Consider the following 25,993-nt stretch of genomic DNA (forward strand, 5'->3'; position numbering starts at 1 on the left):
CCTCTGCCAGGGCCAAAAATCCGACTTCGCCGACATGCCGGACGCTGACAGTCCACAAAGCAAAGCCGCGCAGGCGCGCCTAATCCGGCCGGACCTTACCGTCCGCGCCCGGTGGGGTGCTGTCCTGACGGCCCCGATGCAGTATCGGCGCGGCGGCTTTCGGGCGGCCCTGCCGGTGCCCGGCATCGGCTTGCCCGGCGGTCGGGGTCGCATGCAATGCGCGTCCGGGGGGATGCGTTGGGACAGGCAATGCAGAAGGGCGACCGGCGAATGACACGCGATAGCTGGGGAATCGTGAAACAGGATCTGAAGCTGAAGGTCGGGCACAACAACTTCGTCACCTGGATCGAGCCGCTGGAATTCGGCAGCCTCGACGACGGTATCCTGACCTTCCGCGTGCCGTCGATGTTCATCGGAAACTGGGTCAGCCGCTATTTCTGCGACCAGATCATCGACGAGGCGAATGCCCGCGGCGCCGGCGTGCGGCGGCTGGCCTTCGTCGTCGGCGAACCGGCCAACCGTCCAGTCCCCTGCAACGGCGAACCGGATGCCGCCCCGGCGGATAAGGCGCCCGCGCCGGCACGGACCGCCGCGCCCGCGTCCGGCATGACCATCACCGGCGCGCGTCTGAACGAGAATTACACCTTCGACGCCTTCGTGGTCGGCAAGCCGAACGAGCTGGCCTATTCCGCTGCTCGCCGCGTAGCCGAGGGCGGGCCGGTGACGTTCAATCCGCTGTTCCTTTACGGCGGCGTGGGGCTGGGCAAGACCCACCTGATGAATGCGATCGCCTGGGAATTGCGCGCTCGCGATCCGGGCGCGCGCGTGCTGTACATGTCGGCCGAACAGTTCATGTATCGCTTCGTGCAGGCCCTGCGCGACCGGCAGATGATCGACTTCAAGCAGATCTTCCGGTCGGTCGATGTGCTGATGGTGGACGATGTGCAGTTCATCGCCGGCAAGGACAGCACGCAGGAGGAATTCTTTCATACCTTCAACGCCTTGATCGAGCAGGGAAAGCAGATCATCATTTCCGCCGATACCGCCCCCGGCGAGATTTCGGGGCTGGAGCGGCGGGTCGTCAGCCGTCTGCAATCGGGGCTGGTGGTCGATCTGCACCCGACCAGCTACGAGCTGCGGCTGGGGATTTTGCAGCGCAAGGTCGAACAGTTCCGCGATCAGTTCGCCGGTGTGCGGATCGGCGAGGGCGTGCTGGAGATGGTGGCGCACCGGATCACATCGAACGTGCGCGAGCTGGAGGGCGCGCTGATGCGGCTTTTCGCCTTCGGATCGCTGATCGACCGGGGCGAGGTCGATCAGGAAGCGACGCGCGAATGCCTGTCGGACCTGATGCGCACCTACGACCGGCGCGCCAGCATCGACGAGATCCAGCGCAAGGTGGCCGATCACTACAACATCCGCATCAGCGATCTGGTCGGACCGAAGCGCACGCGCATCTATTCGCGGCCGCGGCAGGTGGCGATGTTCCTTGCCAAGGAATTCACCGACCGTTCGCTGCCCGAGATCGGGCGCCGCTTCGGCGGCCGCGATCACACGACGATCCTGCACGGGATCCGGGCCATCGCCAAGCTGTGCGATACCGACAGCCAGACGGCCGAGGATGTGGACATGCTGCGCCGGGTGCTGCGCGACATCTGAATCGCGCGCCTTTCCCCTTGCGCCCTTGGCCGAAACGGCTAGCGTGGCCGTCCCGAACCAGACGGAGTGGGACATGAAGATCAGCATCGAGCGGGGCACGCTTCTGCGCGCTGTGGCCCGCGCGCAATCCGTCGTCGAGCGGCGCAATACCATTCCCATCCTCGCCAATGTCCTGATCGAAGCGGATGACGGCCGCGTTTCCTTCCGCGCGACCGATCTGGATATCGAAGTCGTTGATCATGCGCCCGCCGAGGTCGAGCGCGCCGGCGCCACGACCGTCAATGCGGTGATGTTCCACGAAATCGTGCGGAAACTGCCCGATGGCGCGCTGGTGACGCTGGCCGATGACAGCGCGACGGGCAGCCTGCGGGTGCGGGCGGGGCGGTCGCAGTTCGATCTGACGACGTTGCCGCGGCAGGACTTTCCGGTGATGGCCGACGCGGCCTATACGGCGGAGTTCAGCATCCCCGCGCAGGCGCTGCGGCGGCTGTTCGACAAGTCGAAGTTTGCAATTTCCACAGAAGAAACAAGATATTACCTGAACGGCGTTTACATGCACGTCGCCGAAACCCAAGGCGCGCGGACGTTGCGGTGCGTGGCGACGGACGGGCACAGGCTGGCGCGAATTGATGCGGATCTGCCGGATGGGGCCGAGGGGATGCCGGGGGTGATCGTGCCGCGCAAGGCGGTGGCCGAGTTGCGCAAGCTGCTGGAGGTGGACGACACGCCCATCCAGGTATCGGTCAGCAACACCAAGGTGCGCTTTGCCACCGATGAAATCGCGTTGACTTCCAAGGTGATAGACGGAACCTTCCCGGATTATTCGCGCGTCATCCCGCAGAACAATTCCCGCAAGCTGGAGGTGGACGCCGCCGATTTCGCCCGTGCGGTGGACCGGGTGGCGACGGTCAGCAGCGAGAAAAGTCGCGCGGTGAAGATGCAGATGGAGGATGACAGGCTGGTCCTGTCGGTGACGGCGCCGGATAGCGGCAATGCCGAGGAAGAACTGGCCGTCGCCTATGCGGACGAGAAGCTGGAGATCGGTTTCAACGCCAAGTATCTGCTGGAAATAGCAAATCAGGTGGACCGCGAGAATGCGGTATTCCTTTTCAACACGTCAGGCGACCCGACGCTGATGCGCGAGGGCAACGATCCCAGCGCCGTCTATGTCGTCATGCCGATGCGGGTCTGACGCGGATCTGTCGGTCGAAACGTACAATTTGTACATTTCGCGGCTCGAATTGTACAGTTTCAGGTCGCATCGCCGCACGGCGCTGGATCTGGACGCCCGGCCGGTCGCGATCCACGGTCCGAACGGCGCGGGCAAGACCAATCTGATCGAGGCGGTGTCGATGCTGTCGCCGGGGCGCGGGCTGCGGCGGGCGGCGGCGGACGAGTTGATGCGCCGTCCCGACCCCATCGGCTGGCGCGTCGCGGCCGAGGTGGCGGGGCACGAGATCGGCCTGCGGGCCGAGCCGGGGCAGAGCCGCGCGGTGCGGATCGACGGCAAGGCCGCGCCGCAGGCGGCGCTGGGGACCATCGTGCCGATGCTGTGGCTGGTGCCCAGCATGGACCGGCTGTGGATCGAGGGGGCCGAGGGGCGGCGGCGGTTTCTGGACCGCATGACGCTGTCGTTCGTGCCCGATCACGGCGAGGCGGTGCTGACCTATGAAAAGGCGATGCGCGAACGCAACCGGCTGCTGCGCGACCAGGTGCGCGATCCGACATGGTACGGCGCGCTGGAACGGCAGATGGCCGAGGCGGGCGTGCGGATCATCGCCAACCGTTATCAGGCGCTGAACGCGGTGTCCCGCGCGCAGGCGCAGGGGGCGACCGCCTTTCCGGTGTCGGATCTGGACATCACCGAGCCCGAGGAAGTGTTCTTCGGCACCGACGCGCTGGCGGATTCGCGGCGGCGCGACCTGATGGCCGGGCGCACGCTGGTCGGGCCGCATCGCGCCGATCTGGCGGCGATCTATCGCGCCAAGGGCGTGCCCGCGGCGCAATGTTCCACCGGCGAGCAGAAGGCGCTGCTAATTTCGCTGATCCTGGCCAATGCGCGGGCGGTGCGCGACGCGACGGGGCGCGTGCCGGTGCTGCTGCTGGACGAGGTGGCGGCGCATCTGGATGCCGCGCGGCGGGCCGCCCTTTACGACGAGATCTGCGCGCTGGGCGCGCAGGCCTGGATGACCGGCACCAGCGCGGACCTGTTCGCGGGGCTGGAAGACCGCGCGCAGGCCATAGAGATTCAGGAGGTGGACGGGGTGAGCGAGGTGGCGAGATGAAGGGGCCGGCAGACGCGCCGGTATCGGATGCGATGCGCGCCACGATCGGGCGGGTGCTGGACGCGCTGGCCGAGGAGGAACGCATCGGCATCGTCATGGCCATCGAGTCGGGATCGCGGGCCTGGGGGTTTCATTCGCCCGACAGCGACTATGACGTGCGGTTCGTCTATGCGCGCCCGGTGGACTGGCATCTGAGCCTGGCGCGCAAGCGCGACGTGATCGAGCGCCCGATCTCGGACGAGCTGGACGTATCGGGCTGGGATCTGTCCAAGGCCCTGAAACTGTCGATGAACGCCAATGCGGTCCTGTCGGAATGGCTGCAATCGCCCATTCTGTATGCCGCCGATGCCGAGGGGCTGCCGCTGCTGCGCGATTTCGCGGCGCGTGCCATGCGGCGGCGGCCGGTGACGTGGCATTACCTGTCGATCGCGTTCCGCCATCTGGAGCGTCTGGACCCGGACAAGCCGGTTCCGCTGAAGCGGTTCTTCTATACGGTGCGTCCCGCCCTGGCATTGCGCTGGATGCGATTGAACGGCGGGGCGGTTCCGCCCATGGACATGGCCGCGCTGCGCGAAGGGTGCGATCTGCCGCCGCGGACGGCCGCGCTGCTGGACGATCTGACCGAACGCAAGCGGGCGGTGCGCGAAAAGGCCAGTGCCGGGCCGGTGGACCGGGCGCTGTTGGATCTGGTCGGGACCGAGATGGGCGCGGCGCGCGCCTGGCTGGCGGCGGCGGGCCCGGACAGGCCCGATCCGGCATTGTGGGCCGAGGCGGACACACTCTATCGGCGGCTTGTGCGCAAGGTCGGGGAATGACCGCGAAACAGGTGCGCGAGGCGTGACAACGCCCCGTCGAGACACTATGTTTCACGCATACAGAAAAGAGCATCCGTTCATGGCAGAAGACACCCCGCTGCGCGAGGAATACGGCGCCGATTCCATCAAGGTTCTCAAGGGCCTGGAGGCCGTGCGCAAGCGGCCCGGCATGTATATCGGCGATACCGACGACGGGTCGGGCCTGCACCATATGGTCTATGAGGTCGTGGATAACGGCATCGACGAGGCGCTGGGCGGCTATGCCGACGCGGTGACGGTGACGCTGCACGACGACGGCAGCGTGTCGGTGCGCGACAACGGCCGCGGCATCCCCGTCGGCATTCACGAGGGCGAGGGCGTTTCGGCGGCCGAGGTCATCATGACCCAGCTTCATGCCGGCGGGAAGTTCGATCAGAACAGCTATAAGGTGTCGGGCGGGCTGCACGGGGTAGGCGTCAGCGTGGTGAACGCGCTGTCGGACTGGCTGGAGCTGCGGATCTGGCGCGACGGCAAGGAGCATACCGCCCGGTTCGAGCATGGCGACACGGTGCGCCATCTGGCCGTGGTCGGCCCCGCCAACGGCGAAAAGGGGACCGAGGTGCGGTTCCTGGCATCCACGGACACGTTCAGCAACCTCGACTACAGCTTCAAGACGCTGGAGGCGCGGCTGCGCGAGCTGGCGTTCCTCAATTCCGGGGTTCGGATCGTGCTGCGCGACGAACGCCCGGCCGAGCCGCTGGAAACCGACCTGTGCTATGAGGGCGGAGTGCGCGAGTTCGTCAAGTATCTGGACCGTTCCAAGACGCCGATGATCCCCGAGCCGATCTTCTTCACCGGGGAACGCGACGGCATCACCGTCGAAGTCGCGATGTGGTGGAACGACACCTACAACGAAATGGTGCTGCCCTTCACCAACAACATCCCGCAGCGCGACGGCGGCACCCATCTGGCGGGCTTTCGCGGCGCGCTGACGCGGACGATGAACCTTTATGCCGGGTCGTCGGGCATCGCCAAGAAGGAAAAGGTCAACTTCACCGGCGACGACGCCCGCGAGGGGCTGACCTGCGTTCTGTCGGTCAAGGTGCCCGATCCGAAGTTTTCCAGCCAGACCAAGGACAAGCTGGTTTCGTCCGAAGTGCGTCCGGCCGTCGAGGGGCTGGTGAACGAGAAGCTGTCGGAATGGTTCGAGGAGAATCCCGGCGAGGCGCGCGCCATCGTCACCAAGGTGGTCGAGGCGGCGCTGGCGCGCGAGGCGGCACGCAAGGCGCGCGAGATGACGCGCAAGAAATCGTCGCTGGATATCGCCAACCTGCCCGGCAAGCTGGCCGATTGCCAGGTCAAGGATCCCGCCCAGCGCGAGGTTTTCCTGGTCGAGGGCGACAGTGCCGGCGGATCGGCCAAGCAGGGGCGCGCGCGGTTCAACCAGGCGGTGCTGCCGCTGCGCGGCAAGATCCTGAACGTCGAGAGGGCGCGCTTCGACCGGATGCTGGGATCGGACCAGATCGGCATGATGATCACCGCCTTCGGCACCGGGATCGGGCGGGACGAGTTCGACATCGACAAGCTGCGCTATCACAAGATCATCATCATGACGGATGCGGATGTTGACGGCGCGCATATCCGCACGCTGCTGCTGACGTTCTTCTTCCGGCAGATGCCGCAGATCATCGAGGGCGGGTATCTCTATATCGCGCAGCCGCCGCTCTACAAGGTCGCGCGCGGCAAGTCCGAGGTCTATCTGAAGGACGAGGCCGGGCTGGAGGATTACCTGATCCAGCAGGGCGTGGACGGCGCGGTGCTGCGGCTGAAATCGGGCGAGGAGATCGCCGGGCCGGATCTGATGCGCGTGGTCGAGGATGCGCGGCAGGTGCGGCGGATCTTGCAGGCGTTCCCGACGCATTACAACGCGATGCTGCTGGAACAGGCGGCGATCGCGGGGGCCTTCGTGCCGGGGCAGGTGGACGCCGATCCGCAGGGCGTGGCCGACAGCGTGGCGGCAAGGCTGGACCAGGTGGCGCTGGAATACGAGACCGGCTGGCAAGGGCGCATCACGCAGGATCATGGGCTGCGGGTGGCGCGGTTCCTGCGCGGGGTCGAGGAAGTGCGCAGCCTGGACGGCGCGATCCTGCGCGGCGGCGAGGCGCGGCGTCTGGGCACGCATACCGATGCGTTACAGGGCACTTATGCCGATCCGGCGCGGCTGGTCCGCAAGGACCGCGAGACGGTCATTCACGGGCCGAGCGACCTGTTGAACGCGATCACCGAGGAAGGCCAGCGCGGCCTGACGCTGCAACGCTACAAGGGGCTGGGCGAGATGAACCCGGACCAGTTGTGGGAAACCACGCTGGACCCCGAGGCGCGGACGCTGTTGCAGGTGCGGATCGAGGACGTGGCCGAGGCGGACGACATATTCACCAAGCTGATGGGCGACGTGGTGGAGCCGCGGCGCGATTTCATCCGCGCCAACGCGCTGAGTGTCGAAAACCTCGATACCTGAGCGGCTGTCGGCGGGCTGGCTGTCGGGCGCGCTGAAGCGGCCCGTCGCCGGGTTCCAGGCGGCGCCCCTGGGGGCGGGATTCACCGCGTCGCGGGTCTGGCGCCTGGCCGTGCGGCTGTCGGATGGCGGCCGGCGCGCGCTGGTGCTGAAATTGTCGCCCGAGCCCGCCGCCGCGCGCCGGCTTTTCGCGGATGCCAACCGGGCCGAACTGGACGCCTATGCGCAGGGGCGCGCGGGCGCGTTCGCGCCAGCACTGATCCATGCCGAGGCGGGAGCGGATGGCGGCACGGCGTTGCTGCTGGACGATCCGCCCGGCCATCGCGGCGCGTCCTTCGCGGATGGCTGCGACGCGGAGGCGGCGATGGCGGTGGCCGATCTGCTGGCGCGGCTGCATGTGGCGGGGCGGGATCGGGTCCATCCGCCGCGGGCAATTATCGGGGGCCGCGATTTCGCCGACCTCTGGCGGCTTTATCCGGCGGCATTGCAGCGGCTGCTGCCCGGCACGCGTCTGTCGCCCGCCCTGCACGCGCTGGGCGACGCGATGGCGGCGGGCGATCCGGCGCTGCCGGGGCGGTTGACGGGACTGCATGGCGACGTGCAGGCGGACAACCTGTTGTTCGGGCCGAACGGCGCGCCGCTGCTGATCGACTGGCAGATGGCCGGGCGGGGCCGGGGCGTCGCCGATCTGGCCTATTTCCTGGCCGGGTCGGTGCGCCCGGACATCCGCCGCGGGATCGAGGCGGCGGCGATCCGGCATTATTGCGCGGTGACGGGCGATGCGGTGGCCGACCTGCGCGCCGCATGGCCGATGGCGGCGGGTGCCAAGCTGAGGCTCAGCGTGGCGATGACGGTGCTGGCGGACCATCCGCTGCTCCGGCACCGCGACTGGCGGCGCGTCGATCTGGAACGGCTGGAGGCGTTCGCCGCCGATCACCCCTGTCCGGCCCCCGCGCGGCCCGGTAACAGCGGCGCATGGACCTGACCGCGCCCTTGGAGATCTACCTTGTCGTTCCGCCGGGGCTGGAGCCGTTGCTGGCGGCCGAGGCGGCGGAAAAGGGGTTCGCCGATCCCGTCCTGTCGCCGGGCGGCGTCACGGTGCAGGGCGGCTGGCCCGAGATCTGGCGCGCCAATCTGGAACTGCGCGGCGCGACGCGGGTGCTGGCGCGGATCGCGTCCTTCCGCGCGCTGCATCTGGCACAACTGGACAAGCGGGCGCGCAAGCTGGACTGGGCGTCGGTGCTGCGGCGCGACGTGCCGGTGCGGGTCGAGGCGACGTGCCGCGGATCGCGCATCTATCATGCGGGTGCCGCGCAACAGCGGATCGAGACGGCCCTGCGCGAAACGCTGGGTTGCGCGATCGGCCCTGGCGGGGTCGGCGTCAGGCTGCGGATCGAGGACGATCTGGCGACGATCAGCGTCGATACGTCGGGCGAGCCGCTTTACCGGCGGGGATTCAAGCAGGCCGTGGGCAAGGCGCCGATGCGCGAAAGCATGGCGGCGCTGTTCCTGCGGGCCTGCGGGCATGACGGGACGCGGCCGGTTCTGGACCCGATGTGCGGATCGGGCACGTTTCCCATCGAGGCGGCCGAGATCGCGGCGGGGCTGATGCCGGGACGCGAACGCGATTTCGCCTTTCAGGCGCTGGCGACCTTCGATGCGGAAGCCTGGGCCGCGATGCGGGACCGTCCGGCGCGGGCCGCCAGCGGCGCGATGACCTTCGGGCACGACCGCGATGCCGGCGCGATCCGCATGAGCCGCGACAATGCCGAACGGGCGGGCGTGGCGGCACGGACGCATTTCGCCGCGCAGGCCATCGGCGATCTGCAACGGCCCGAGGGGCCGGCGGGGCTGGTCATCGTCAATCCGCCCTATGGCGGGCGGGTCGGTGCGGCGCCGAAGCTGCTTTACGGGCTTTATGCGACACTGGGGCGGGTTCTGGCCGAACAATTCGCCGGATGGCGCATCGGCATCGTCACCAGCGAGGCGGGGCTGGCCCGCGCGACCGGCCTGCCGCTGGACCCGCCCGGCCCTGTGGTGGCGCATGGCGGGCTGAAGGTGCGGCTGTGGCAGGCCGGGCCGCTGCGCTGACTATTCGGGAAACCAGCAGGCGGCGCGGTGGGTGTCGCCCATCAGCGGCGGACGGTCGGTGCGGCACTTGTCCTGCGTCTTCCAGCAGCGGGGCGCGAAGGGGCAGCCCGGAAGGTCGGCCAGCGGCGAGGGCAGTTCGCCTTCAAGCTTGATCCGGTTGCGCTTGCCGCCCGGATCGGCCTGCGGCGTCGCGGATAGCAGCGCCTTGGCGTAGGGGTGCATGGGATGGGCGAAGACCTGCGCCTTGGTGCCCGTTTCGATCGCGCGGCCCAGATACATGACGATGATGTCGTCGGCGATGTGGCGCACGACGGACAGATCGTGGCTGATGAACAGGTAGGCGAGGTCGAGCTTTTCCTGTAAATCGAGCAGCAGGTTGAGGATCGCGCTTTGAATCGAGACGTCGAGGGCGGAGACGGGTTCGTCCAGCACCAGAACGGCCGGGTTCATCATCAGCGCGCGGCCGATGGCGATGCGCTGGCGCTGCCCGCCCGAGAACATGTGCGGATAGCGGTCGTAATGTTCGGGGCGCAGGCCGACCAGTTCCAGCATCTCGCGCGCGCGCGCCTCGCGGTCGGCGGCCTTCATGTCGGGGCGATTGATTTTCAGCGGCTCGGACAGGATCTGGCCGATGCGCTGGCGGGGATTGAGCGATCCGTAGGGATCCTGGAACACGATCTGCACCGCGCCGCGCAGGTCGGCCCAGCGGTCCGGCGTCGCGGGCTTGCCGCCCAGTTCCAGCGCGCCGCTCGTCGGCGGTTCGATCATCGTGACGAGCCGGGCCAGCGTGGACTTGCCGCAGCCCGATTCGCCGACCACGGCCAGCGTCTTGCCGGGATGCAGCGTGAAGTCGAGGTCCGACAGCGCGCGCACGGTCTGGGGTTTGGAGAACAGCCCCTCCTTGACGGAATAGTGCCGGGTCAGGCCCGAGGCGACGGCGACCGGAGCGGTCATGAGGCCAGCCTTTCGTCGGTGTTGAGCGGATAATGGCAGCGCGCGAAGCCCAGGTCGGGGCCGAGCGGCGGCGGCGGAACGGTGCGGCACTTGTCGTCGGCATAGCGGCAGCGCGGCGAAAAGAGGCAGCCCCTGGGGCGGTCGAACTGGCCCGGAACGACGCCCGGAATGGCCGGCAGGCGGCGTTCGGTGGCGCGTTCGGGCAGGGCGGCCAAAAGCGCGGCGGTGTAGGGATGGTGGGGGCTGGCGAACAGGGGGCCGACGGGCTGTTCCTCGACCTTCTGGCCGGCATAGTGGACGGCGACGCGCTGGGCGGTCTCGGCCACGACGCCCATGTCGTGCGTGATGAGGATCAGCGCCATGCCCGTTTCGTCGCGCAACCGCAGCAGCAGATCGAGGATCTGCGCCTGGATGGTCACGTCGAGCGCGGTGGTGGGTTCGTCGGCGATCAGCAGCTTGGGGCGGCAGGCGATGGCGATGGCGATCATCACGCGCTGGTTCATGCCGCCCGAAAGCTGGTGGGGGAAGGCGTTGAGCCGCTTTTCGGGGGCCGGGATGCCGACCTGATCGAACAGTTCGAGCGCGCGGGCGTTGCGGTCGGCGCGGCCGAGGCCGAGATGGATGCGCAACGCCTCCTTGACCTGGAAGCCGACGGTGAAGCAGGGGTTCAGCGACGACATCGGTTCCTGGAAGATCATCGCCAGATCCTTGCCGACGATGCGGCGGCGCGCGCGCGGCGTCAGGCGGCGCAGGTCGTGGCCGTCGAACGTCATCTCGTCCGCCGTGACGGTCGCGGTCCAGGGCAGCAGGCCCATCGTCGCCAGCATCGACACCGACTTGCCCGACCCCGATTCGCCGACGATGGCCTGCACGTCGCCCGGACCGACATCCATGTCGACCTGATCGACGGCGCGGAAGCTGCCGCCGGTGGTGGCGAAATCGACCGAGAGGTTGCGGATGCGCAGAAGGCTCATGTGTCAGCTTCGCTTCAGTTTCGGGTCGAAGGCGTCGCGCAGGCCGTCGCCCATCAGGTTGATCGCCAGCACGGTGACGAGGATGGCGAGGCCGGGCAGGGTGACGACCCACCAGGCGCGCAGGATGAATTCGCGCGCCTCGGCCAGCATGGTGCCCCATTCGGGCGTGGGCGGCTGCGCGCCCATGCCGAGAAAGCCCAGCGCCGCGGCGTCGAGGATCGCGGTCGAGAAGGACAGCGCCGCCTGCACGATGATGGGGGCAAGGCAGTTGGGCAGGACGGTGACGAACATCAGCCGCCACAGCCCGGCACCGGCGACGCGGGCCGAGGTGACGTAATCCTTGCCCAGCTCGCCCAGGACGCTGGCGCGGGTCAGCCGGACGTAATGGGGTTGCAGCACGATGGCGATGGCGATCATCGCGTTGGTCAGCGACGGGCCGAGGATGGCGACCAGCACCAGCGCCAGCAGCAGCGACGGGAAGGCCAGGATGATGTCCATGAGCCGCATGATGAGCGCGTCGAGCCAGCGCGGCGCGAAGCCCGCCAGAAGCCCGATCAGGATGCCGCCCGACGCCGCGACCGTCACCACGACGATGCCGACATAGAAGGAATAGCGCGCGCCGTTCAGAAGCCGGCTGAGCATGTCGCGGCCCAGCGGATCGGTGCCCAGGACGAACTGCCACGATCCGCCCTCCTGCCAGACGGGGGGTTGCAGGGCATGGGCGCGGAACTGGATCGCCGGATCGTAGGGGGCGATCAACGGCGCGAAGATGGCGATGAAGACAAAGGCGGCGAAGACCCACAGGCCGAAGACGGCGCCCCGGTTTTCGCGGAAGTAGAACCAGAATTCGCGCAACCGGCCCGGACGCGCGACCTGTTCCACGACCTCTTCGCTGAGTGCGTGATCCATCAGCGTTTCCTGATCTTGGGATTGATGAGGCCGTAAAGCACATCGACCGTCAGGTTCACGATCATCACCATCACGGCGATCAGCAGCAGGCCGCCCTGCACCACCGGATAGTCGCGGCGAAAGATGCTGTCGACCATCCACTTGCCGATGCCGGGCCACGAAAAGATCGTCTCGGTCAGGATGGCGCCGGCCAGCAGGGTGCCGACGGACAGGCCGATGACGGTGATGACCGGGATCAACGCGTTGCGCAGCGCGTGCAGCCCGTTGATGCGCGCGGGCGGCAGGCCCTTGGCGCGGGCGGTGCGGATGTAATCCTCGCCCAGCACTTCCAGCATGGCGGACCGGGTCTGGCGGGCGATGACGGCCAGCGGGATGGTGCCCAGCACGATCGTCGGCAGGATCAGGTGGCTTGCCGCCGACGCGAAGGCGCCGCTTTGCCCCGAAACGAGCGAATCCCACAGCATGAAGCCGGTGGGGTCGGGGAAGTAGTAGATCAGGTCGATCCGCCCCGATACCGGCGTCCAGCCCAGATTGCCGGAAAAGACGATGATCAACAGCAGCGCCCACCAGAAGATCGGCATGGAATAGCCGACCAGCGCCGTGGACATCAGCGCGCGGTCGAAGAACTTGCCGCGGTTGACGGCGGCGATGACGCCCGCGGGCAGACCAAGGACCACCGCGAAGACCATCGCGCAAAGCGATAGTTCCAACGTGGCGGGAAACAGCGCGAAAAACTCGTCCCAGACGGGGCGCTTGGTGACGAAGGACGTGCCCAGATCGCCCTGCAACACGCCTGTCAGGTAATCCCAGTATTGCGCCAGGATCGGCCGGTCGAAGCCGAATTGCCGGACCAATTCGTCATAGCGTTCCTGCGTCAGCCCGCGTTCGCCGGCCATGACCACGATGGGATCGCCCGGCAGGACGCGGATGAAGGCGAACGAGATCAGCGTCACGCCGATGAAGGTCGGCAGGAACGTCGCAAGGCGCGAAAAGACGTATCTCAGCATCGGCCCACCAGTGTCATGGCCTTGGGAAATCGCGTCAGCGACCGGCAGCCGGTTTCGGTGACGAGGATGTCGTCCTCGATCCGCACGCCGAAATCGCCGAGCCGGTAAAGGCCGGGTTCGTTCGTATAGACCGTTCCGGCGGCTAGCGCGACAGGGTTGCCGCGCATGATGTAGGGGGCTTCGTGCACGTCGCGGCCCAGCCCGTGGCCGGTCTTGGTGCGGATGCGGTCGGCGAAGCGCGACGCTTCCAGCACGCCGGTCACGGCATCGTCGATCTCATGTGCGGTGATGCCGGCGCGGGTGATCTGATGGCCGCGCAGGTTGGCGCGCAGGACGGTATCGTAAACCTCGGCCATGTCGTCGGTGGCGTGATCGACAAAGACGGTGCGGGTGATGTCGGCGGCGAACCCGTCCTTGCGCGCGCCGAAGTCGATCAGCAGCGGATCGCCGGGCCGCAGGGCGTAATCGGCGCGCGCATGGGCGTGCGGCTCGGCGGAATTGGACGCGGCGGCGACGATGGGCGCGAAGGCCAGATCGTCGGCGCCTTCGTCGAACAGCGCCTGCACCAGCATCCGTTCGACCTGCTTTTCGGTCTGGCCGATGCGCACGGCATCCAGCGTTCGGGACAGCGCGCGTTCGGAAATGTCGATGGCCGCCTGCAACGCGGCGATGTCGGCATCGGTCTTGACGACGCGCAGGCCCGAGATCTCGGCCTCGCCGTCGACGATGCGGCAATCGGGCATCGCGGTCTTCAGCGCGTGGTGGACGAAGACGCGCATGACCTGCCCTTCGACCGCCAGCGACGCCAGCGGCAGGATGCGGGCCAGTTCGGCAAAGGCCGCGGCGTATCCGTCCTGGTCGCGCCAGTCGATCACCGTGCCGTCGAAGCCGGTGCCCTCCCACGATCCGAGTTCGAGGTTGGGCACGATGGCGACGGGCCGTCCGGCGGCCGGGACGACCAGGACGAAGGGGCGTTCGTGGCTGGAAAAGGCGCGGCCAAGGGCGCGCGTGAAGTTCGGCCCCGGCACCAGCGCCAGCGCGTCCACCCCCATCCGTCCGGCCAGCGCGGACAGGGAGTTGAGGCGGTCTTTCATGGGAATGCTCCGGGGTCGGGATGTCCGGGGCCTTGAGCGGCCCCGGACGGGGGGTGTCATTCTTCGATGGAAACGTCGTCGAAGATGTGGCCGCCGAGCGGATGCACGACATAGCCCTGCACCTCGTTGCGCATGGGCATGAAGACGACCGAATGGGCGATGGTGGCCCAGGGCGCCTGTTCCTTGAAGATGACCTGCGCCTCTTCGTAAAGCTTGGCGCGTTCGTCCTGGTCGGTCAGCTGGCGCGCGCGCACGAGGATGTCGTCGAATTCCTCGTTGCACCATTGCGCGCGATTGGCGCTGCCGACGCCGTCGCAACCCAGCAGCACGCCGAGGAAGTTGTCTGGGTCGCCGTTGTCGCCCGTCCAGCCCAGCAGCACCGCGCCGTCGCGATCCTCGGCCTTGGAGCGTTCGAGGTATTCGCCCCATTCATAGCTGACGATTTCGGCATCGACGCCGATCTGGGCGAAATCCTCCTGCATCAGCTCGGCCATGCGGCGGGCGTTGGGGTTGTAGGGACGCTGCACCGGCATCGCCCAGATTTTCAGCGACAGGTCGGTGACGCCTTCCTCCTCCAGCATGGCCTTGGCGGCTTCGGGATCGTAGGGATCGTCCTCGATCGCGTCGTTATAGGACCACATGGTCGGCGGAATCGGGTTCTTGGCGGCCTGGCCCGAACCCTGGAACACCACGTCGATGATCGCCTGCTTGTCGATCGCCATGTTCAGCGCCTTGCGGACCTTCGGGTTATCGAAGGGTGCCATCTGGGTGTTGTAGGCCAGATAGCCGACGTTCAGACCTTCCTGCTGCATCACGTTGATGTCGGGATTGTCCTTCATCGCCTGCACGTCCGCCGGGTTCGGGTAGGGCATGACGTGGCATTCGCCGGCCTGAAGCTTCTGGTAGCGGACGCTGGCATCGGGGGTGATGGCGAAGATCAGGCTTTCGACCTTGGCCGGATCGCCCCAGTAATCGGCGTTGCGCAGATAGCGGATGACGGCGTCCTTCTGATAGGCCTGGAAGGTGAAGGGGCCGGTGCCGATGGGCTGCTGGTTCAGCATCTCGGGGGTTCCGGCGTCCAGCATGGCGTCGGCGTATTCCTTGGACATGATCGAGGCGAAATCCATCGCGAGGTTGGCGATGAACGCGGCCTCGGGGCGGGTCAGCTTGAACTTGACGGTCATGTCGTCGACCTTCTCGATGCTGTCGAGAAGATCGGGCATGGACATGGATTCGAAGTATTCCCACGAACCGCCCGACACGGTGTGATAGGGGTTGTCGTCCTTCCACTGGCGTTCGAACGTGAAGATCACGTCGTCGGCGTTGAAGTCGCGGGTGGGGGTGAACTGGTCGTTCGAGTGAAACTTGACGCCCGGACGCAGCTTGAAGGTGTATTCCAGCCCGTCATCGGACACTTCATAGCTTTCGGCGAGGCCCGGTTCGGTGTTGGTCGTGCCGGTGACGAACTGCACGAGCTGGTTGTAGACGGGGTGCGACGAGGCGTCGAAGGTCGTGCCCGAGGTATAGAGCGCGGGATCGAACCCTTCGGGGCTGCCTTCGGAACAATAGACCAGCGATTGCGCCTGCGCGGCGCCCGCGGTCAACGCGGCAGCGGCGACGCCCGCCGCCAGAAGTTTCTTCAGTGACATCGGCTTCTCCCTTGTCCGGTGCGTCGGCGGGTCGGTGTCCGAAGGGACGTGCCCGCGCGTTCGCGAATGGCCGGAAGATCGCAGATAAAGAACGGCCGGGCAACATCGCTGCGCGTGGTGTTGACGTTAAGGAAGGGGTGTTGGGCGGGCGGGCGGTCGGTCGGCTTGGGCGGCGCGTGCTGCGAGTGTGGTGCTGTGTCGTTTGCCGACTTAGGTTCTGTCCTCGGCGCAAGTCCTCGGCCGTTAGGGACGTTGTTGGAACAGTCGGTCTGTTCTGCTCGGGTGTTTCGACAGGTCGCACATGAGAGAGAGCGAAACGATGCCCCCTGAAGATGCAGACGCGCTAATTGATTCCCTAGCTCTCCGCATTGATGCGGCATCTGATGATGGCGATACTGCTGCACTTGAAAGCCTGGACGCTGAGTGCGCTAACCTCCTCGGACCTGCGGATCCACCTGACTCTTTGCTCCATTACTTCCGCTCGAACGTTCAAGACGGTTTGCAATCTGCGTTGAACCCCCACGACTGGGCTTGGCGCCAGCCCCATCGAGAAAAGCAAATCCTTTATCTTCGCAAGGCTCGTGACGCTTTCTCACCCGCGACCCTCGATCCCTCGCGTCTTGCTCAGATCGTCACCAACTTGGCCAACCAAATGAACACGTTGGGTCGTCCCGTCGAAGCCTTGCGCCTTTACGACAACGTGCTGCGTACCAGGCCGCGGTTTGCGATGGCCTTAGCGAACCGTGGCTTCGTGCGCTTCTGCTTCGCTCGCATGGTCCACGACGACGGACACCGGGCGGTCCTCACCGCTTATGCCTGCCGTGATCTTGAAAACGTCGTTGATCCGAACCTCGAATGGGACAGCGCCCCCGCGAACATCATCAACCTCGTGGATGCGAAGGCGGCAGAGATACGCTCCGCCGTGGACGTCGATACCGTACTTGCTCGAACCGACCTGGACGGATGGCCGCTCGGGGAGGGGAGTGCGAAAAGCTACCGCCTACGCATGCTCGACCGGCGACTGTTCCTGAACCCTCTGGTGATGCTCGGACCGCATTCGATCGCAGCCTACGACCCGCTCCACTTACCGAGCCATACATTCACGCAGGGAACGGTCCGGCCCCTACTCGGATGGTACAACCAGATGAAGCAGGAGTTTGTCGGTGCGCGCCTGCTCTACCACGAGGCAATGGAAGCGGAACCGCTGGACGACCGCCCGCCACATTTCGCAGACGATGAGGTTCGTCTCTACGACACGCTCGACTATCCAGCCCTTTCGATTGGCACGGAGAGACTGCGGCTCGCGTTCCGCACGGCATATGGTCTGCTCGACAAGGTTGCGGGCTTCGTGAACGCGTATTTCGATCTCGGACATGATCCAAACCGAGTCGATTTGCGGGGCGTTTGGTATGATAATCCGCGCAAACGACGCGCACTGCATTCCAAGATCGCGGATCGCCCGAACCTCGCGCTACGAGGCCTCTACTGGCTGTCGTTCGACATCGTTGGGGAACCGGAGAACGGACCGGACGACACCCTCGCACCCGAAGCCACTCATCTGAATGCCCTTCGCAACGCGCTTGAACATCGCTGCCTCGTGCTGACGACCGAAACGTTCGGTGCGCACGACGACGACGGTATTGAGCGTGAGGACATTACTACTTTCCGGCAAAACACGGAGCGAATGCTCGAACTTGTCCACGAGGCACTGATCTTGCTCTCGTTCGCGATGCACGAGGAGGAGATTCAGAAGCGGCGAGATGGGAAAGACGATACCTCCGTCGTCGACACAGTGCTTCCAAACTACCGACGCGCTTGGGAAGAGTTCTGAAGTACACCCACTTGGAATGAACGTCAGAGCGCTGCACGGCGATAGCCCGATGCCTCGCGGTGCCGACCTTTGGACATCGTGTAACGAACGGCTTGGCTATTGATAAGCAAGAGCTTCGGCCTGCCAGCGTTCATGGCGCTCTGTCCGATCGTTCCAGACCGCACCGAAACGGCCGGGCGGCAGTGTTGTGCCCGGCCGGGATGTCGGGGAGGGGCGGCGGGGGCCGTCCCTGTCCGTTGCAGCGGTGCCGTTACATCGGGACCGCGTCCGAGGCGTTCTTCATCAGGAACTCCATCACCAGCGCGGCCTCGTTTTCGTCCAGGCCGGCGCGGGGGAACATCGAGGGCGTGATGCCCTTCCACTGGTTCATGGTGAAGTGCGACACCTCGCGCGGGCCGTGGCAGACGGTGCAGCGTTCATAGAAGATCTGCTCGCCCGGCGTCAGGTCGGCATAGAGCGCGTCGGTGATGTCGTAAAGACGATCCAGCCCCAGCTTGTCCTGGTCGATCTCGGCCAGCTGATAATCCTCCATGATGTCGGGCTTGGCATAGGCCTTGTTCGGGCCTTCGGGATCCTCGCATTTGCGCATGTTGCAGACGACCGTGTTGGCGCTGGTCGCCTGGCTGAGGCCCGACGAGCGTTGCGTCGAGGTCAGGAAGTTCACCAGACCCGAATTGCAGCGCCCCTTGCTGTCGAGCGACGGCCACACGCCTTCATAGACCGACACCACGCCGGGGCGGATGTCGTCCGACAGCACCGCGCCGACGATGATCGTGCCGCGGTCGTTGAACAGCTCGACCGGGTCGCCGTCGGCGATGCCGCGCGCCTCGGCGTCCTGCCGGTTGATGCGCACGGGTTCGCGGCCGTCGATCTTGTAAAGGTCGCGCAGCGTTTCGGACTGGTCCATCTGGCTGTGCAGGCGATACCACGGGTGCGGGCTGACGACGTGCACCTGCCCTTCCTTGGCGTTGCCGAGATATTCGTGCTTTTCCATCCAGACGGGCATGCCGGGGCAATCGTCGAGGTTGAAGCCGGCGATCTCCTCGCAGAACATCTCGATCTTGCCGGTGGCGGTGTGCAGGGGGTTCGCCTCGGGGTCGGTGTAGAAATCGCCGTGACGCACCCAGTGACGCGCCTCGGGCGGGACTTCCTGACGGGCAAAGCCCTGTTCCCAGAACTCCTCGAACGGGGTGTGTTCGGACGCGGCCGAGCGTTCGTAGGCCATCCGGATATGATCCATCAGCTCGTAGCCGTCGGTGAATTGCTGCCAGATGCCCATCTTGTCGGCCAGCGCCTCGAAGATGTGATAGTCCGACATGCTTTCGCCCAGCGGCTCGATCACCTGCTTCATCGCATAGATCTTGTCGTTGGAATACGTGCCGCCGACGCTGATGTCGTCGCGTTCCAGCGTCGAGCAGGCGGGCAGCACGATGTCGGCCCAGCGCGTCGCGGCCGTCCACCAGACATCGACGCTGACGATGTGATCGACGCGCTCCAGCGCCCGGATCAGGCGGTTGGTGTCCTGCTGGTGCGACATGAAGTTGTTGCCGGCGTTGAAGATCATCTTCACGTCCGGGAATTCGTGCGTCGTGCCGTTATAGGTGAATTCGGCGCCGGGGTTTTCCAGCATCTCGGTGATGCGGCTGGCGGGGCAGATATGCTTGACCCAGTTGCGGCCCTGCGAAAGGCCCGTCGGCGTGGACTTGAACGATTGCGGCATGCCGCCCGATCCGTAATGCCACGAGAAGCCGACGCCCTGGCCCGGCTTGCCGATATGACCGCAGAGCGCCGAGAAGTTGACGATGGCCCAATGCGTCATCTCGCCGTGCTGGGCGCGTTGCAGCGACCAGGCGCCGGCGATCTCGGTCTTCATGGTGGCCATCATCTCGGCCAGTTCGCGGATCTTGGCGGCGTCGATGCCGGTGATCGGCGCGGCCCATTCGGGGGTCTTGGGGGTGCCGTCGGTTTCGCCCTGGATATAGGCGATCCACTTGTCCGACCCGACGGTATACTTGTCGAGATAGGCGCGATCCTCCAGCCCCTTGTCGAGGACTTGGTAGGCCATTGCGCTGAACAGGGCGACATCGGTGTTGGGCACGATGCTGACCCAATCGGCGTTCAGCACCTGATCGGACGGGGTGCGCTGCGGGTTGATCGAGATGAACTTGCAGCCGTTGTCGCGGATCAGCTCCCACGGGCCGTACATCTGGTGGTCGGCCACGGTGTATTCGATGCGGCAGTTCTTGACCGGATCGCAGCCGACGAAGACGAACAATTCGGTGTTTTCAAGGATGACCGGCCAGGCAGTCTGGGCCGAATAGACCTCCATGTCGCCGATGACGCGCGGCAGGCTGATCTGCGAGGCCCCGGCGGACCAGTCGCCCTGGGTGATCGAGCAGCCGCCGATCAGGTTCATCAGGCGACCCTGCATGACGTTGGGGCGGAAGCTGCCGGCATTGGCCCATCCGCCATAGGACGAGCTGAAGATCGCCTGGTTGCCGTGATCGGTCGCGGTGTCCAGAAGCGCCTTGGCGGTCAGGCCGAGCGCAGTGTCCCAATCGACGCGGACATAGGGTTCCTTGCCGCGCAGTTCGGGCTTCACGTCGCCCGATTCCCAGTTTTCCAGATAGGATTTGCGCACCATCGGATAGTCGATGCGCGATTCGTCATAGGTGCGGTCCTTGACGCCATACATCAGCATCTCGGTCGGGCGGGCATCCAGTTGGGTGACGGCATTGACGCCGACCAGCTTGCCGTCGCGCACGACGCCCTCGAACGGGCCGAAATGGCTGGCATGAAAGACGCGGCCGGTGAACGCGTTGGTATCGACGCCGGCCAGAGCGGTGGAGCCGAGAAGCGAGGTTGCGCTGACGGCGGCGGCACCGCCTTGCAGGAACGCGCGGCGGGTGGGCTGGACGAAGGACATGGCAGACTCCTGACAGGGTTGGCAGGCGTCTAGCATCCGATAGCGCTGCCAACCTTGATCCGGGTCAAGGTCGTCAAGGATTCGTAAAAGAACCGGGCAGGGGCGGATCAGTCGGCGCGGGCGGCGTCCATCATGGCGCGGACGTCCTTCAGCATCGCCGCGCCGTCATGGCCCGCATCGTCCATCGCCGCGACCCAGGCGTCGATGACGGGCTGTGCCGCTTCGGTCCAGGGGCCGAGATCGCCCTGGGGGATGACGACGACGGTATCGCCGGCATCGACGGCCTTCTGGCGCACCGCCGCCTCGGCATTGTCGAACGCCGCGCCCGCCAAGGGGGCCAGCGCAGCGCCGGTCGTGTCGTCGACGATCGCGCGCAGGTCGTCCGGCAGCCCTTCATAGACCGCCTTGTTCATCACCAGCGCCATGACGGACGTGGACAGGCCGCCATTCTCGTGCCCGAATTCGGTATGGTTGCGAACGACGGACTCGATCCGCAGCGTGTCGGACACTTCCCAAGGCAGCACGGCGCCGTCGATGACGCCGGTGGTCAGCGCCTGCGGAACCTCGGGGACGGGCATGCCCAGGGCGACCGCCCCCAGCGCCCCGAGGCCGTCCGTCATCGTGCGCGACGGCGCGCGGATCTTCAGCCCGGCCAGATCGTCCAGCCGCGTCACCGGGGCCGTCTTGGTGTGCAGCTTGTAGGCCGAGGGCGCGTGCAGCAGCAGGGTGTGGACGTCCGACAGTTCGTCGCCCAGATATTTCGCCTGAAAGTCCTGAAGGGCGGCCGTGGTGCGGGTGGCGGTGTCGCCGATGAACGGAAGCTCGAACACCTCGGCGATGGGAAAGCGGCCGGGGGTGTAGCCCAGCAGCGTCCAGGCGATATCGACGACGCCGTCGCGGGCCTGGTCGAAAAGCTGCGGCGGTTTGCCGCCAAGCTGCATCGACGGATAGATCTGCACGTCGATGCGGCCGTTCGACCGTTCCTCGACCATGCGTTCCCAGGGATCGAGGATGCCGACCTGATGCGTCGCGTCGGCGGGAAGGAAGTGGTGCACGCGAAGCGTCACCTCCTGCGCGCGGGCGGTGCCGGTCAGCGCGGCCAGGGCAAGGGCGGCAAGAAGGGGCAGGCGCATGGACGATCCTCGGTCACGGAATTTGCCCGAGGATGAAGCGGCCACGGGGCCGAGTAAACCGCGAAAGCGGTTTCGCCGTGCTTGCCGGCGGGGGTTCGGGGCATATTGTCAACGCCACCGGGTCCGCCCCCAACGGAAAGGAACACGATGACGACGCCATGTATCGAGGACTATGCGCTGCTGGGCGATTGCCGGTCGGCGGCGCTGGTATCGAAGGACGGATCGGTGGACTGGTTCTGCGTGCCGCGGTTCGATTCCGGGGCGGTCTTCGCGGCGATCCTTGGCGATGTCGAGAACGGGCGCTGGAAGATCGCGCCGTCAGGTCCCGATGCGACCGCGCACCGCGCCTATCGCCCCGGCACGATGGTGCTGGAAACCGAATGGACCACGCCGCAGGGACGCGCGCGCGTCGTGGATTTCATGCCGGTCGGCGGTGCGGGCCCGGCGCTGGTGCGGATGGTCGAGGGAATCGAGGGCGAGGTGACGTTCGACCTCGATCTGGTGATGCGGTTCGATTACGGGCTGACGGTGCCCTGGGTGCGCACCGTGGACGACACGACGATGACCGCGACATCGGGCGCCACGATGCTGAGCCTGCGCTGCAACGTCGAGATGAAGAACGTCAACATGCACAGCCGGGCGCGGTTCGCCGTTCGGCCCGGCAAGGAGCAGGTCTTCTGTCTGGCCTATCAGATCTCGTGGGAGCCGCTGGCCGATCCCTTCGATCCGCTGAAGGCGCTGGACGACACGGCGGGGTTCTGGCGCGACTTCGCGGGCCGCTGTCCACGCGTGGACGGCTGGACCGAGCTGGTCGAACGGTCGCTGCTGACGCTGAAGGCGCTGACCTTCGCGCCCACGGGCGGCATGGTCGCGGCCCCCACGACGTCGCTGCCCGAGACCATCGGCGGCGGGCGCAACTGGGATTACCGCTATTGCTGGCTGCGCGATTCGTCGATGATGCTGATGGCGTTCCTGGAACTGGGCTATCTGGACGAGGCGGTGAAGTGGCGCGACTGGCTGTTGCGGGCGATCGCCGGCGATCCCGCGCAGACGCAGATCATGTATGGCGTCGCCGGAGAGCGGATCACCGTCGAATGGGAAGCGGACTGGCTGGCGGGGTTCCGCGATTCGCGCCCCGTGCGGATCGGCAACGCGGCGGCCGACCAGTTGCAGCTCGACGTTTACGGCGAGGTCGCCGAGATGCTGAATATGGCGCGCGAGGGCGGGCTGAAATCGCATGACGAGGCCGAGAACCTGATCGAGACGTTCCTGCCCTATCTGGAACGAAGCTGGCACCTGCCCGATGACGGCATCTGGGAAACGCGCAGCGAACGGCAGCATTACGTCCATTCCAAGGTGATGTGCTGGGTCGCCTTCGACCGCGGATCGCGCCAGAAGGAAGCGCCGCCCGAAAAGCGCGCCCATTGGCGCGAAGTCGCGCGGCGCATCCATGCCGAGGTCTGCAAGAAGGGGTTCGACAAGGCCGAAAACACCTTTGTGCAAAGCTATGGCAGCAAGGCCGTCGATGCCAGCCTGTTGCAGATCGCGCTGACGGGGTTTCTGCCGGCGGACGATCCGCGCGTCGCGGGCACGGTCGCGGCCATCGAGCGGCATCTGATGCCCGACGGTCTGGTGATGCGCTATGACGCGACGGCGACGGATGACGGGGTGTCCACCGACGAGGAGGGGACGTTCCTGATCTGCACCTTCTGGCTGATCGACACCTACGTGCTGATGGGCCGGCGCGAGGATGCGCGGCGCCTGTTCGACCGGGTATCGGCGCTGGTCAACGATGTGGGGCTGCTGGCCGAGGAATACGACACCAAGACCGGCCGGATGCTGGGCAACTTCCCGCAGGCGTTCAGCCATGTCGGGCTGATCCTGTCGGCGCTGAACCTGTCGCGCGACGAAGCGCCGGTGGACAAGCGCGCCTGCGCCGAACCCGAGACGCAGGAAGCCTGACGCCTGCTAGTCCACGGCGTCGAGGCCGTCGCGGCGCAGGCGGTCGAGTTCGGCGCGTTCGGCGGGGGTCAGCTTTATGCCGTGCGCCAGCGACCGCGCGCGGGCGGCATGGCGGCGCTGTCCGGGCAGGCGCGCGCCCTGATCGGCGATGGCCGCGATGAAGCGTTCGCCGCGCGCCAGCGGATCGCCCCGCCCGCCCGCGAAGCGCGAAGGATCGAAGGCGAGGATCAGCTCGCCATGACGGGGCGCGATGGCGGTCGAGCCGAGGAAGTCGAGCGCCTCGTCGCTGGTGAAGTCGCCGATCATCGCGCCTGCCAGAAGCTCGATCATCGTGGCGATGGCCGATCCCTTGTGGCCGCCGAAGGGCAGCATCGCGCCCGCCAGGGCCGCGTCGGGGTCGTCGGTGGGATTGCCGTCGGCGTCGATGGCCCAGCCGTCGGGCAGCGGATCGCCGGCCCGGCGGAAAAGCTCGATCTCGCCGCGGGCGACGACGCTGGTGGCGAAATCGAACACATAGGGCGGCGCGTCGCGTCGCGGCCAGCCGAAGGCGAAGGGGTTGGTGCCCAGAAGCGGACGGATGCCGCCCGCGGGCGCCACGGTGGCATAGCTGGGACACATCGCCAGCCCGGCCAGCCCGTGCGCGGTGATGTCCTCGATTTCCGGCCAGAGCGCCGAGAAATGCGTGCAGTCGTTGACGACCAGCGCGGCCATGCCCAGCGCGCGGGTGCGCGATACGAATTCGGGCAGACCCCGCACGAAGGCCAGGTTGGCGAACCCGCCCTTCGCATCGATCCGCACGATGGCGCCGTCCGTGTCGGCCAGGACGGGTTCGGCGTCGGGCACGACCTTGCCGGCCTTCAGCGTCCGCAGGCAGCCGGCGATGCGGTAGATGCCATGCGACTTGCAGCCGTCGCGTTCGCCGGCGACGATGCCGCGCGCCAGGGCCGCCGCCTGCGCCGCCGAGAAGCCGACGTTGCGGAAGATCGCCACGACCTCGGCGTTCAGCGCATCGAGGGGGATCGTGCTTGCGTTCATGGTCGTTCCTGTGGGCGGCGGACGGGTCGCGGGCAGCATCGCGCATCGGCGGCCGGTGTCAAAGGTCGTTCGCGGCGCGATCCGTCCTAGGTGGCGCAGGGAAGTGGATGACGGAGGAACGACGATGAAGATCGGGATGATCGGACTGGGACGGATGGGTAGCAACATGGCGCGCCGCCTGATGGAAGCGGGCCATGATTGCGTGGTGCACGACCGAAGCGACGCGGCCATCGCCAGCCTGGTCGAGGACGGCGCCGAAGGGCATGGCGGGGTCGCGGATTTCGTCGCCGCCCTGCCGCAGCCGCGCACCGTCTGGCTGATGGTGCCGGCGGGGGCGGTGGACGAGACGCTGGGCGCGCTGGCGCCGCATCTGGAAAGCGGCGATGTCGTCGTCGATGGGGGCAATTCCTATTACATCGACGATCTGCGCCGGTCGGCCGAGCTGAAGGAAAAGGGCATCACGTTTCTGGATTGCGGCACCAGCGGCGGGGTCTGGGGGCTGGACCGCGGCTATTGCCTGATGATCGGCGGCGATGCCGATGCGGTGTCGCGGCTGGAGCCGATCTTTGCCGCGCTGGCGCCCGGCGAGGGCGAGATCGTCCGCACCCCCGGCCGGCCCGAGGGGCGCGGCACGGCCGAGAAGGGCTATCTGCATTGCGGACCGTCGGGGGCGGGGCATTTCGTCAAGATGGTGCATAACGGCATCGAATACGGGCTGATGGCGGCCTATGCCGAAGGCTTCGCCATCCTCAAGGCGGCCAATGTCGGCAACAAGACCGACGCGCCCGATGCGGAGACGACGCCGCTGCGCAATCCCGAACATTACCGATACGACATGGACCTGCCCGAGATCGCCGAGCTGTGGCGTCGCGGCAGCGTGATATCGTCGTGGCTGCTGGATCTGTCGGCCACGGCGCTGATCGAGGATCCGGGTCTGGCGGGGTTCCGGGGGCACGTGTCGGATTCGGGCGAGGGGCGCTGGACCATCAAGGCGGCCATCGACGAAGGCATGCCGGTGCCGGTGCTGTCCTCGGCGCTTTACGAACGGTTCAGTTCGCGCGGACAATCCGACTTCGCCGACCGGCTGCTGTCGGCGATGCGGCACGAATTCGGCGGCCATCTGGAAAAGGCGGTGGACGAAAGCAAGCAGACGGTCGGCAGGAACGACGGCTAGC

19 protein-coding genes are annotated in these 25,993 nt (G+C 66.6%); 10 read left to right on the forward strand and 9 right to left on the reverse strand.

The annotated features are described in order from the left end of the window. Positions 1 to 270: 270 nt before the first annotated feature. The 7 genes from dnaA (at position 271) to OCGS_RS10840 (ending at position 9,344) form a co-directional block, all read left to right on the forward strand. A complete protein-coding gene (gene dnaA / locus OCGS_RS10810; RefSeq protein WP_040610938.1) occupies positions 271 to 1,659 on the forward strand; it encodes a chromosomal replication initiator protein DnaA in 1,389 nt (462 codons plus the stop codon). Positions 1,660 to 1,732: 73 nt separating this feature from the next. Then, positions 1,733 to 2,851, forward strand: a complete 1,119-nt coding sequence (dnaN, locus tag OCGS_RS10815) for a DNA polymerase III subunit beta (protein WP_007427287.1) — start codon at positions 1,733 to 1,735, stop codon at positions 2,849 to 2,851. Next, positions 2,826 to 3,944, forward strand: coding sequence for a DNA replication/repair protein RecF (gene recF / locus OCGS_RS10820; protein ID WP_052026175.1), 1,119 nt, complete (start codon positions 2,826 to 2,828; stop codon positions 3,942 to 3,944). The genes dnaN and recF overlap by 26 nt, the downstream gene beginning before the upstream one ends. Then, a complete protein-coding gene (locus tag OCGS_RS10825) occupies positions 3,941 to 4,759 on the forward strand; it encodes a nucleotidyltransferase domain-containing protein (RefSeq protein ID WP_007427289.1) in 819 nt (272 codons plus the stop codon). Before recF ends, OCGS_RS10825 begins: the two co-directional genes overlap by 4 nt. A 79-nt stretch (positions 4,760 to 4,838) precedes the next feature. Next, complete coding sequence (gene gyrB / locus OCGS_RS10830) at positions 4,839 to 7,256, forward strand: DNA topoisomerase (ATP-hydrolyzing) subunit B (protein ID WP_007427290.1); 2,418 nt, start codon at positions 4,839 to 4,841, stop codon at positions 7,254 to 7,256. Next, positions 7,234 to 8,238 carry a phosphotransferase family protein gene (locus OCGS_RS10835; RefSeq protein WP_007427291.1) on the forward strand — a complete coding sequence of 335 codons (1,005 nt, stop codon included), beginning with the start codon at positions 7,234 to 7,236 and terminating at the stop codon, positions 8,236 to 8,238. The genes gyrB and OCGS_RS10835 overlap by 23 nt, the downstream gene beginning before the upstream one ends. Beyond that, positions 8,229 to 9,344 (forward strand): THUMP domain-containing class I SAM-dependent RNA methyltransferase, encoded by a 1,116-nt coding sequence (locus tag OCGS_RS10840; protein ID WP_007427292.1) that lies wholly within the window; start codon positions 8,229 to 8,231, stop codon positions 9,342 to 9,344. Before OCGS_RS10835 ends, OCGS_RS10840 begins: the two co-directional genes overlap by 10 nt. Here the strand turns inward: OCGS_RS10840 and OCGS_RS10845 are convergent, their stop codons facing one another. The 6 genes from OCGS_RS10845 to OCGS_RS10870 are packed head-to-tail and all read right to left on the reverse strand — an operon-like array spanning position 9,345 to position 15,931. After that, entirely contained in the window at positions 9,345 to 10,298 is a 954-nt protein-coding gene (locus OCGS_RS10845; RefSeq protein WP_007427293.1) for an ABC transporter ATP-binding protein, read from the reverse strand. Further along, positions 10,295 to 11,272, reverse strand: coding sequence for an ABC transporter ATP-binding protein (locus OCGS_RS10850; protein ID WP_007427294.1), 978 nt, complete (start codon positions 11,270 to 11,272; stop codon positions 10,295 to 10,297). Before OCGS_RS10850 ends, OCGS_RS10845 begins: the two co-directional genes overlap by 4 nt. Positions 11,273 to 11,275: 3 nt before the next feature. Then, the gene (locus OCGS_RS10855) at positions 11,276 to 12,181 is read right to left on the reverse strand and encodes an ABC transporter permease subunit (protein WP_007427295.1); all 906 of its coding nucleotides are present in this window, start codon (positions 12,179 to 12,181) and stop codon (positions 11,276 to 11,278) included. Then, positions 12,181 to 13,188, reverse strand: a complete 1,008-nt coding sequence (locus tag OCGS_RS10860; RefSeq protein ID WP_007427296.1) for an ABC transporter permease subunit — start codon at positions 13,186 to 13,188, stop codon at positions 12,181 to 12,183. Before OCGS_RS10860 ends, OCGS_RS10855 begins: the two co-directional genes overlap by 1 nt. Beyond that, the gene (locus tag OCGS_RS10865) at positions 13,182 to 14,282 is read right to left on the reverse strand and encodes a M24 family metallopeptidase (RefSeq protein WP_007427297.1); all 1,101 of its coding nucleotides are present in this window, start codon (positions 14,280 to 14,282) and stop codon (positions 13,182 to 13,184) included. The genes OCGS_RS10860 and OCGS_RS10865 overlap by 7 nt, the downstream gene beginning before the upstream one ends. Before the next feature lie 56 nt (positions 14,283 to 14,338). Beyond that, on the reverse strand, positions 14,339 to 15,931 hold the full coding sequence (locus tag OCGS_RS10870; protein WP_007427298.1) for an ABC transporter substrate-binding protein: 1,593 nt from the start codon (positions 15,929 to 15,931) through the stop codon (positions 14,339 to 14,341). 301 nt (positions 15,932 to 16,232) lie between these two features. On the opposite strand from OCGS_RS10870, the gene OCGS_RS10875 reads away from it, so the two are divergent. Next, positions 16,233 to 17,762: an LA2681 family HEPN domain-containing protein gene (locus tag OCGS_RS10875; protein WP_007427299.1), complete on the forward strand. Its 1,530-nt coding sequence runs from the start codon at positions 16,233 to 16,235 to the stop codon at positions 17,760 to 17,762. Between the two features lie 250 nt (positions 17,763 to 18,012). Here the strand turns inward: OCGS_RS10875 and OCGS_RS10880 are convergent, their stop codons facing one another. Next, positions 18,013 to 20,688 (reverse strand): molybdopterin-dependent oxidoreductase, encoded by a 2,676-nt coding sequence (locus OCGS_RS10880; protein WP_007427300.1) that lies wholly within the window; start codon positions 20,686 to 20,688, stop codon positions 18,013 to 18,015. 107 nt (positions 20,689 to 20,795) lie between these two features. After that, complete coding sequence (locus OCGS_RS10885) at positions 20,796 to 21,821, reverse strand: TRAP transporter substrate-binding protein (protein WP_007427301.1); 1,026 nt, start codon at positions 21,819 to 21,821, stop codon at positions 20,796 to 20,798. Between the two features lie 147 nt (positions 21,822 to 21,968). Between OCGS_RS10885 and OCGS_RS10890 the strand changes: the two genes are divergently transcribed. Continuing rightward, positions 21,969 to 23,783: a glycoside hydrolase family 15 protein gene (locus OCGS_RS10890; protein ID WP_007427302.1), complete on the forward strand. Its 1,815-nt coding sequence runs from the start codon at positions 21,969 to 21,971 to the stop codon at positions 23,781 to 23,783. 6 nt (positions 23,784 to 23,789) lie between these two features. On the opposite strand, the gene OCGS_RS10895 is transcribed toward OCGS_RS10890, so the two are convergent. Then, positions 23,790 to 24,818 carry an Ldh family oxidoreductase gene (locus OCGS_RS10895; protein ID WP_007427303.1) on the reverse strand — a complete coding sequence of 343 codons (1,029 nt, stop codon included), beginning with the start codon at positions 24,816 to 24,818 and terminating at the stop codon, positions 23,790 to 23,792. Between the two features lie 124 nt (positions 24,819 to 24,942). Between OCGS_RS10895 and gnd the strand changes: the two genes are divergently transcribed. After that, positions 24,943 to 25,992: a phosphogluconate dehydrogenase (NAD(+)-dependent, decarboxylating) gene (gnd, locus tag OCGS_RS10900; protein WP_007427304.1), complete on the forward strand. Its 1,050-nt coding sequence runs from the start codon at positions 24,943 to 24,945 to the stop codon at positions 25,990 to 25,992. The last annotated feature ends 1 nt before the right edge of the window (position 25,993 follow it).

Origin of the sequence: Oceaniovalibus guishaninsula JLT2003, from assembly GCF_000299575.1 — a bacterium.
Lineage (GTDB): Bacteria > Pseudomonadota > Alphaproteobacteria > Rhodobacterales > Rhodobacteraceae > Palleronia > Palleronia guishaninsula.

Bases quoted from the DNA above. Each gene is read 5' to 3' on its own strand.
- dnaA (WP_040610938.1), top strand. From the start codon at position 271: ATGACACGCGATAGCTGGGGAATCGTGAAACAGGATCTGAAGCTGAAG.
- dnaN (WP_007427287.1), top strand. From the start codon at position 1,733: ATGAAGATCAGCATCGAGCGGGGCACGCTTCTGCGCGCTGTGGCCCGC.
- recF (WP_052026175.1), top strand. From the start codon at position 2,826: ATGTCGTCATGCCGATGCGGGTCTGACGCGGATCTGTCGGTCGAAACG.
- OCGS_RS10825 (WP_007427289.1), top strand. From the start codon at position 3,941: ATGAAGGGGCCGGCAGACGCGCCGGTATCGGATGCGATGCGCGCCACG.
- gyrB (WP_007427290.1), top strand. From the start codon at position 4,839: ATGGCAGAAGACACCCCGCTGCGCGAGGAATACGGCGCCGATTCCATC.
- OCGS_RS10840 (WP_007427292.1), top strand. From the start codon at position 8,229: ATGGACCTGACCGCGCCCTTGGAGATCTACCTTGTCGTTCCGCCGGGG.
- OCGS_RS10845 (WP_007427293.1), bottom strand. From the start codon at position 10,298: ATGACCGCTCCGGTCGCCGTCGCCTCGGGCCTGACCCGGCACTATTCC.
- OCGS_RS10850 (WP_007427294.1), bottom strand. From the start codon at position 11,272: ATGAGCCTTCTGCGCATCCGCAACCTCTCGGTCGATTTCGCCACCACC.
- OCGS_RS10855 (WP_007427295.1), bottom strand. From the start codon at position 12,181: ATGGATCACGCACTCAGCGAAGAGGTCGTGGAACAGGTCGCGCGTCCG.
- OCGS_RS10860 (WP_007427296.1), bottom strand. From the start codon at position 13,188: ATGCTGAGATACGTCTTTTCGCGCCTTGCGACGTTCCTGCCGACCTTC.
- OCGS_RS10865 (WP_007427297.1), bottom strand. From the start codon at position 14,282: ATGAAAGACCGCCTCAACTCCCTGTCCGCGCTGGCCGGACGGATGGGG.
- OCGS_RS10870 (WP_007427298.1), bottom strand. From the start codon at position 15,931: ATGTCACTGAAGAAACTTCTGGCGGCGGGCGTCGCCGCTGCCGCGTTG.
- OCGS_RS10875 (WP_007427299.1), top strand. From the start codon at position 16,233: ATGAGAGAGAGCGAAACGATGCCCCCTGAAGATGCAGACGCGCTAATT.
- OCGS_RS10880 (WP_007427300.1), bottom strand. From the start codon at position 20,688: ATGTCCTTCGTCCAGCCCACCCGCCGCGCGTTCCTGCAAGGCGGTGCC.
- OCGS_RS10885 (WP_007427301.1), bottom strand. From the start codon at position 21,821: ATGCGCCTGCCCCTTCTTGCCGCCCTTGCCCTGGCCGCGCTGACCGGC.
- OCGS_RS10890 (WP_007427302.1), top strand. From the start codon at position 21,969: ATGACGACGCCATGTATCGAGGACTATGCGCTGCTGGGCGATTGCCGG.
- OCGS_RS10895 (WP_007427303.1), bottom strand. From the start codon at position 24,818: ATGAACGCAAGCACGATCCCCCTCGATGCGCTGAACGCCGAGGTCGTG.
- gnd (WP_007427304.1), top strand. From the start codon at position 24,943: ATGAAGATCGGGATGATCGGACTGGGACGGATGGGTAGCAACATGGCG.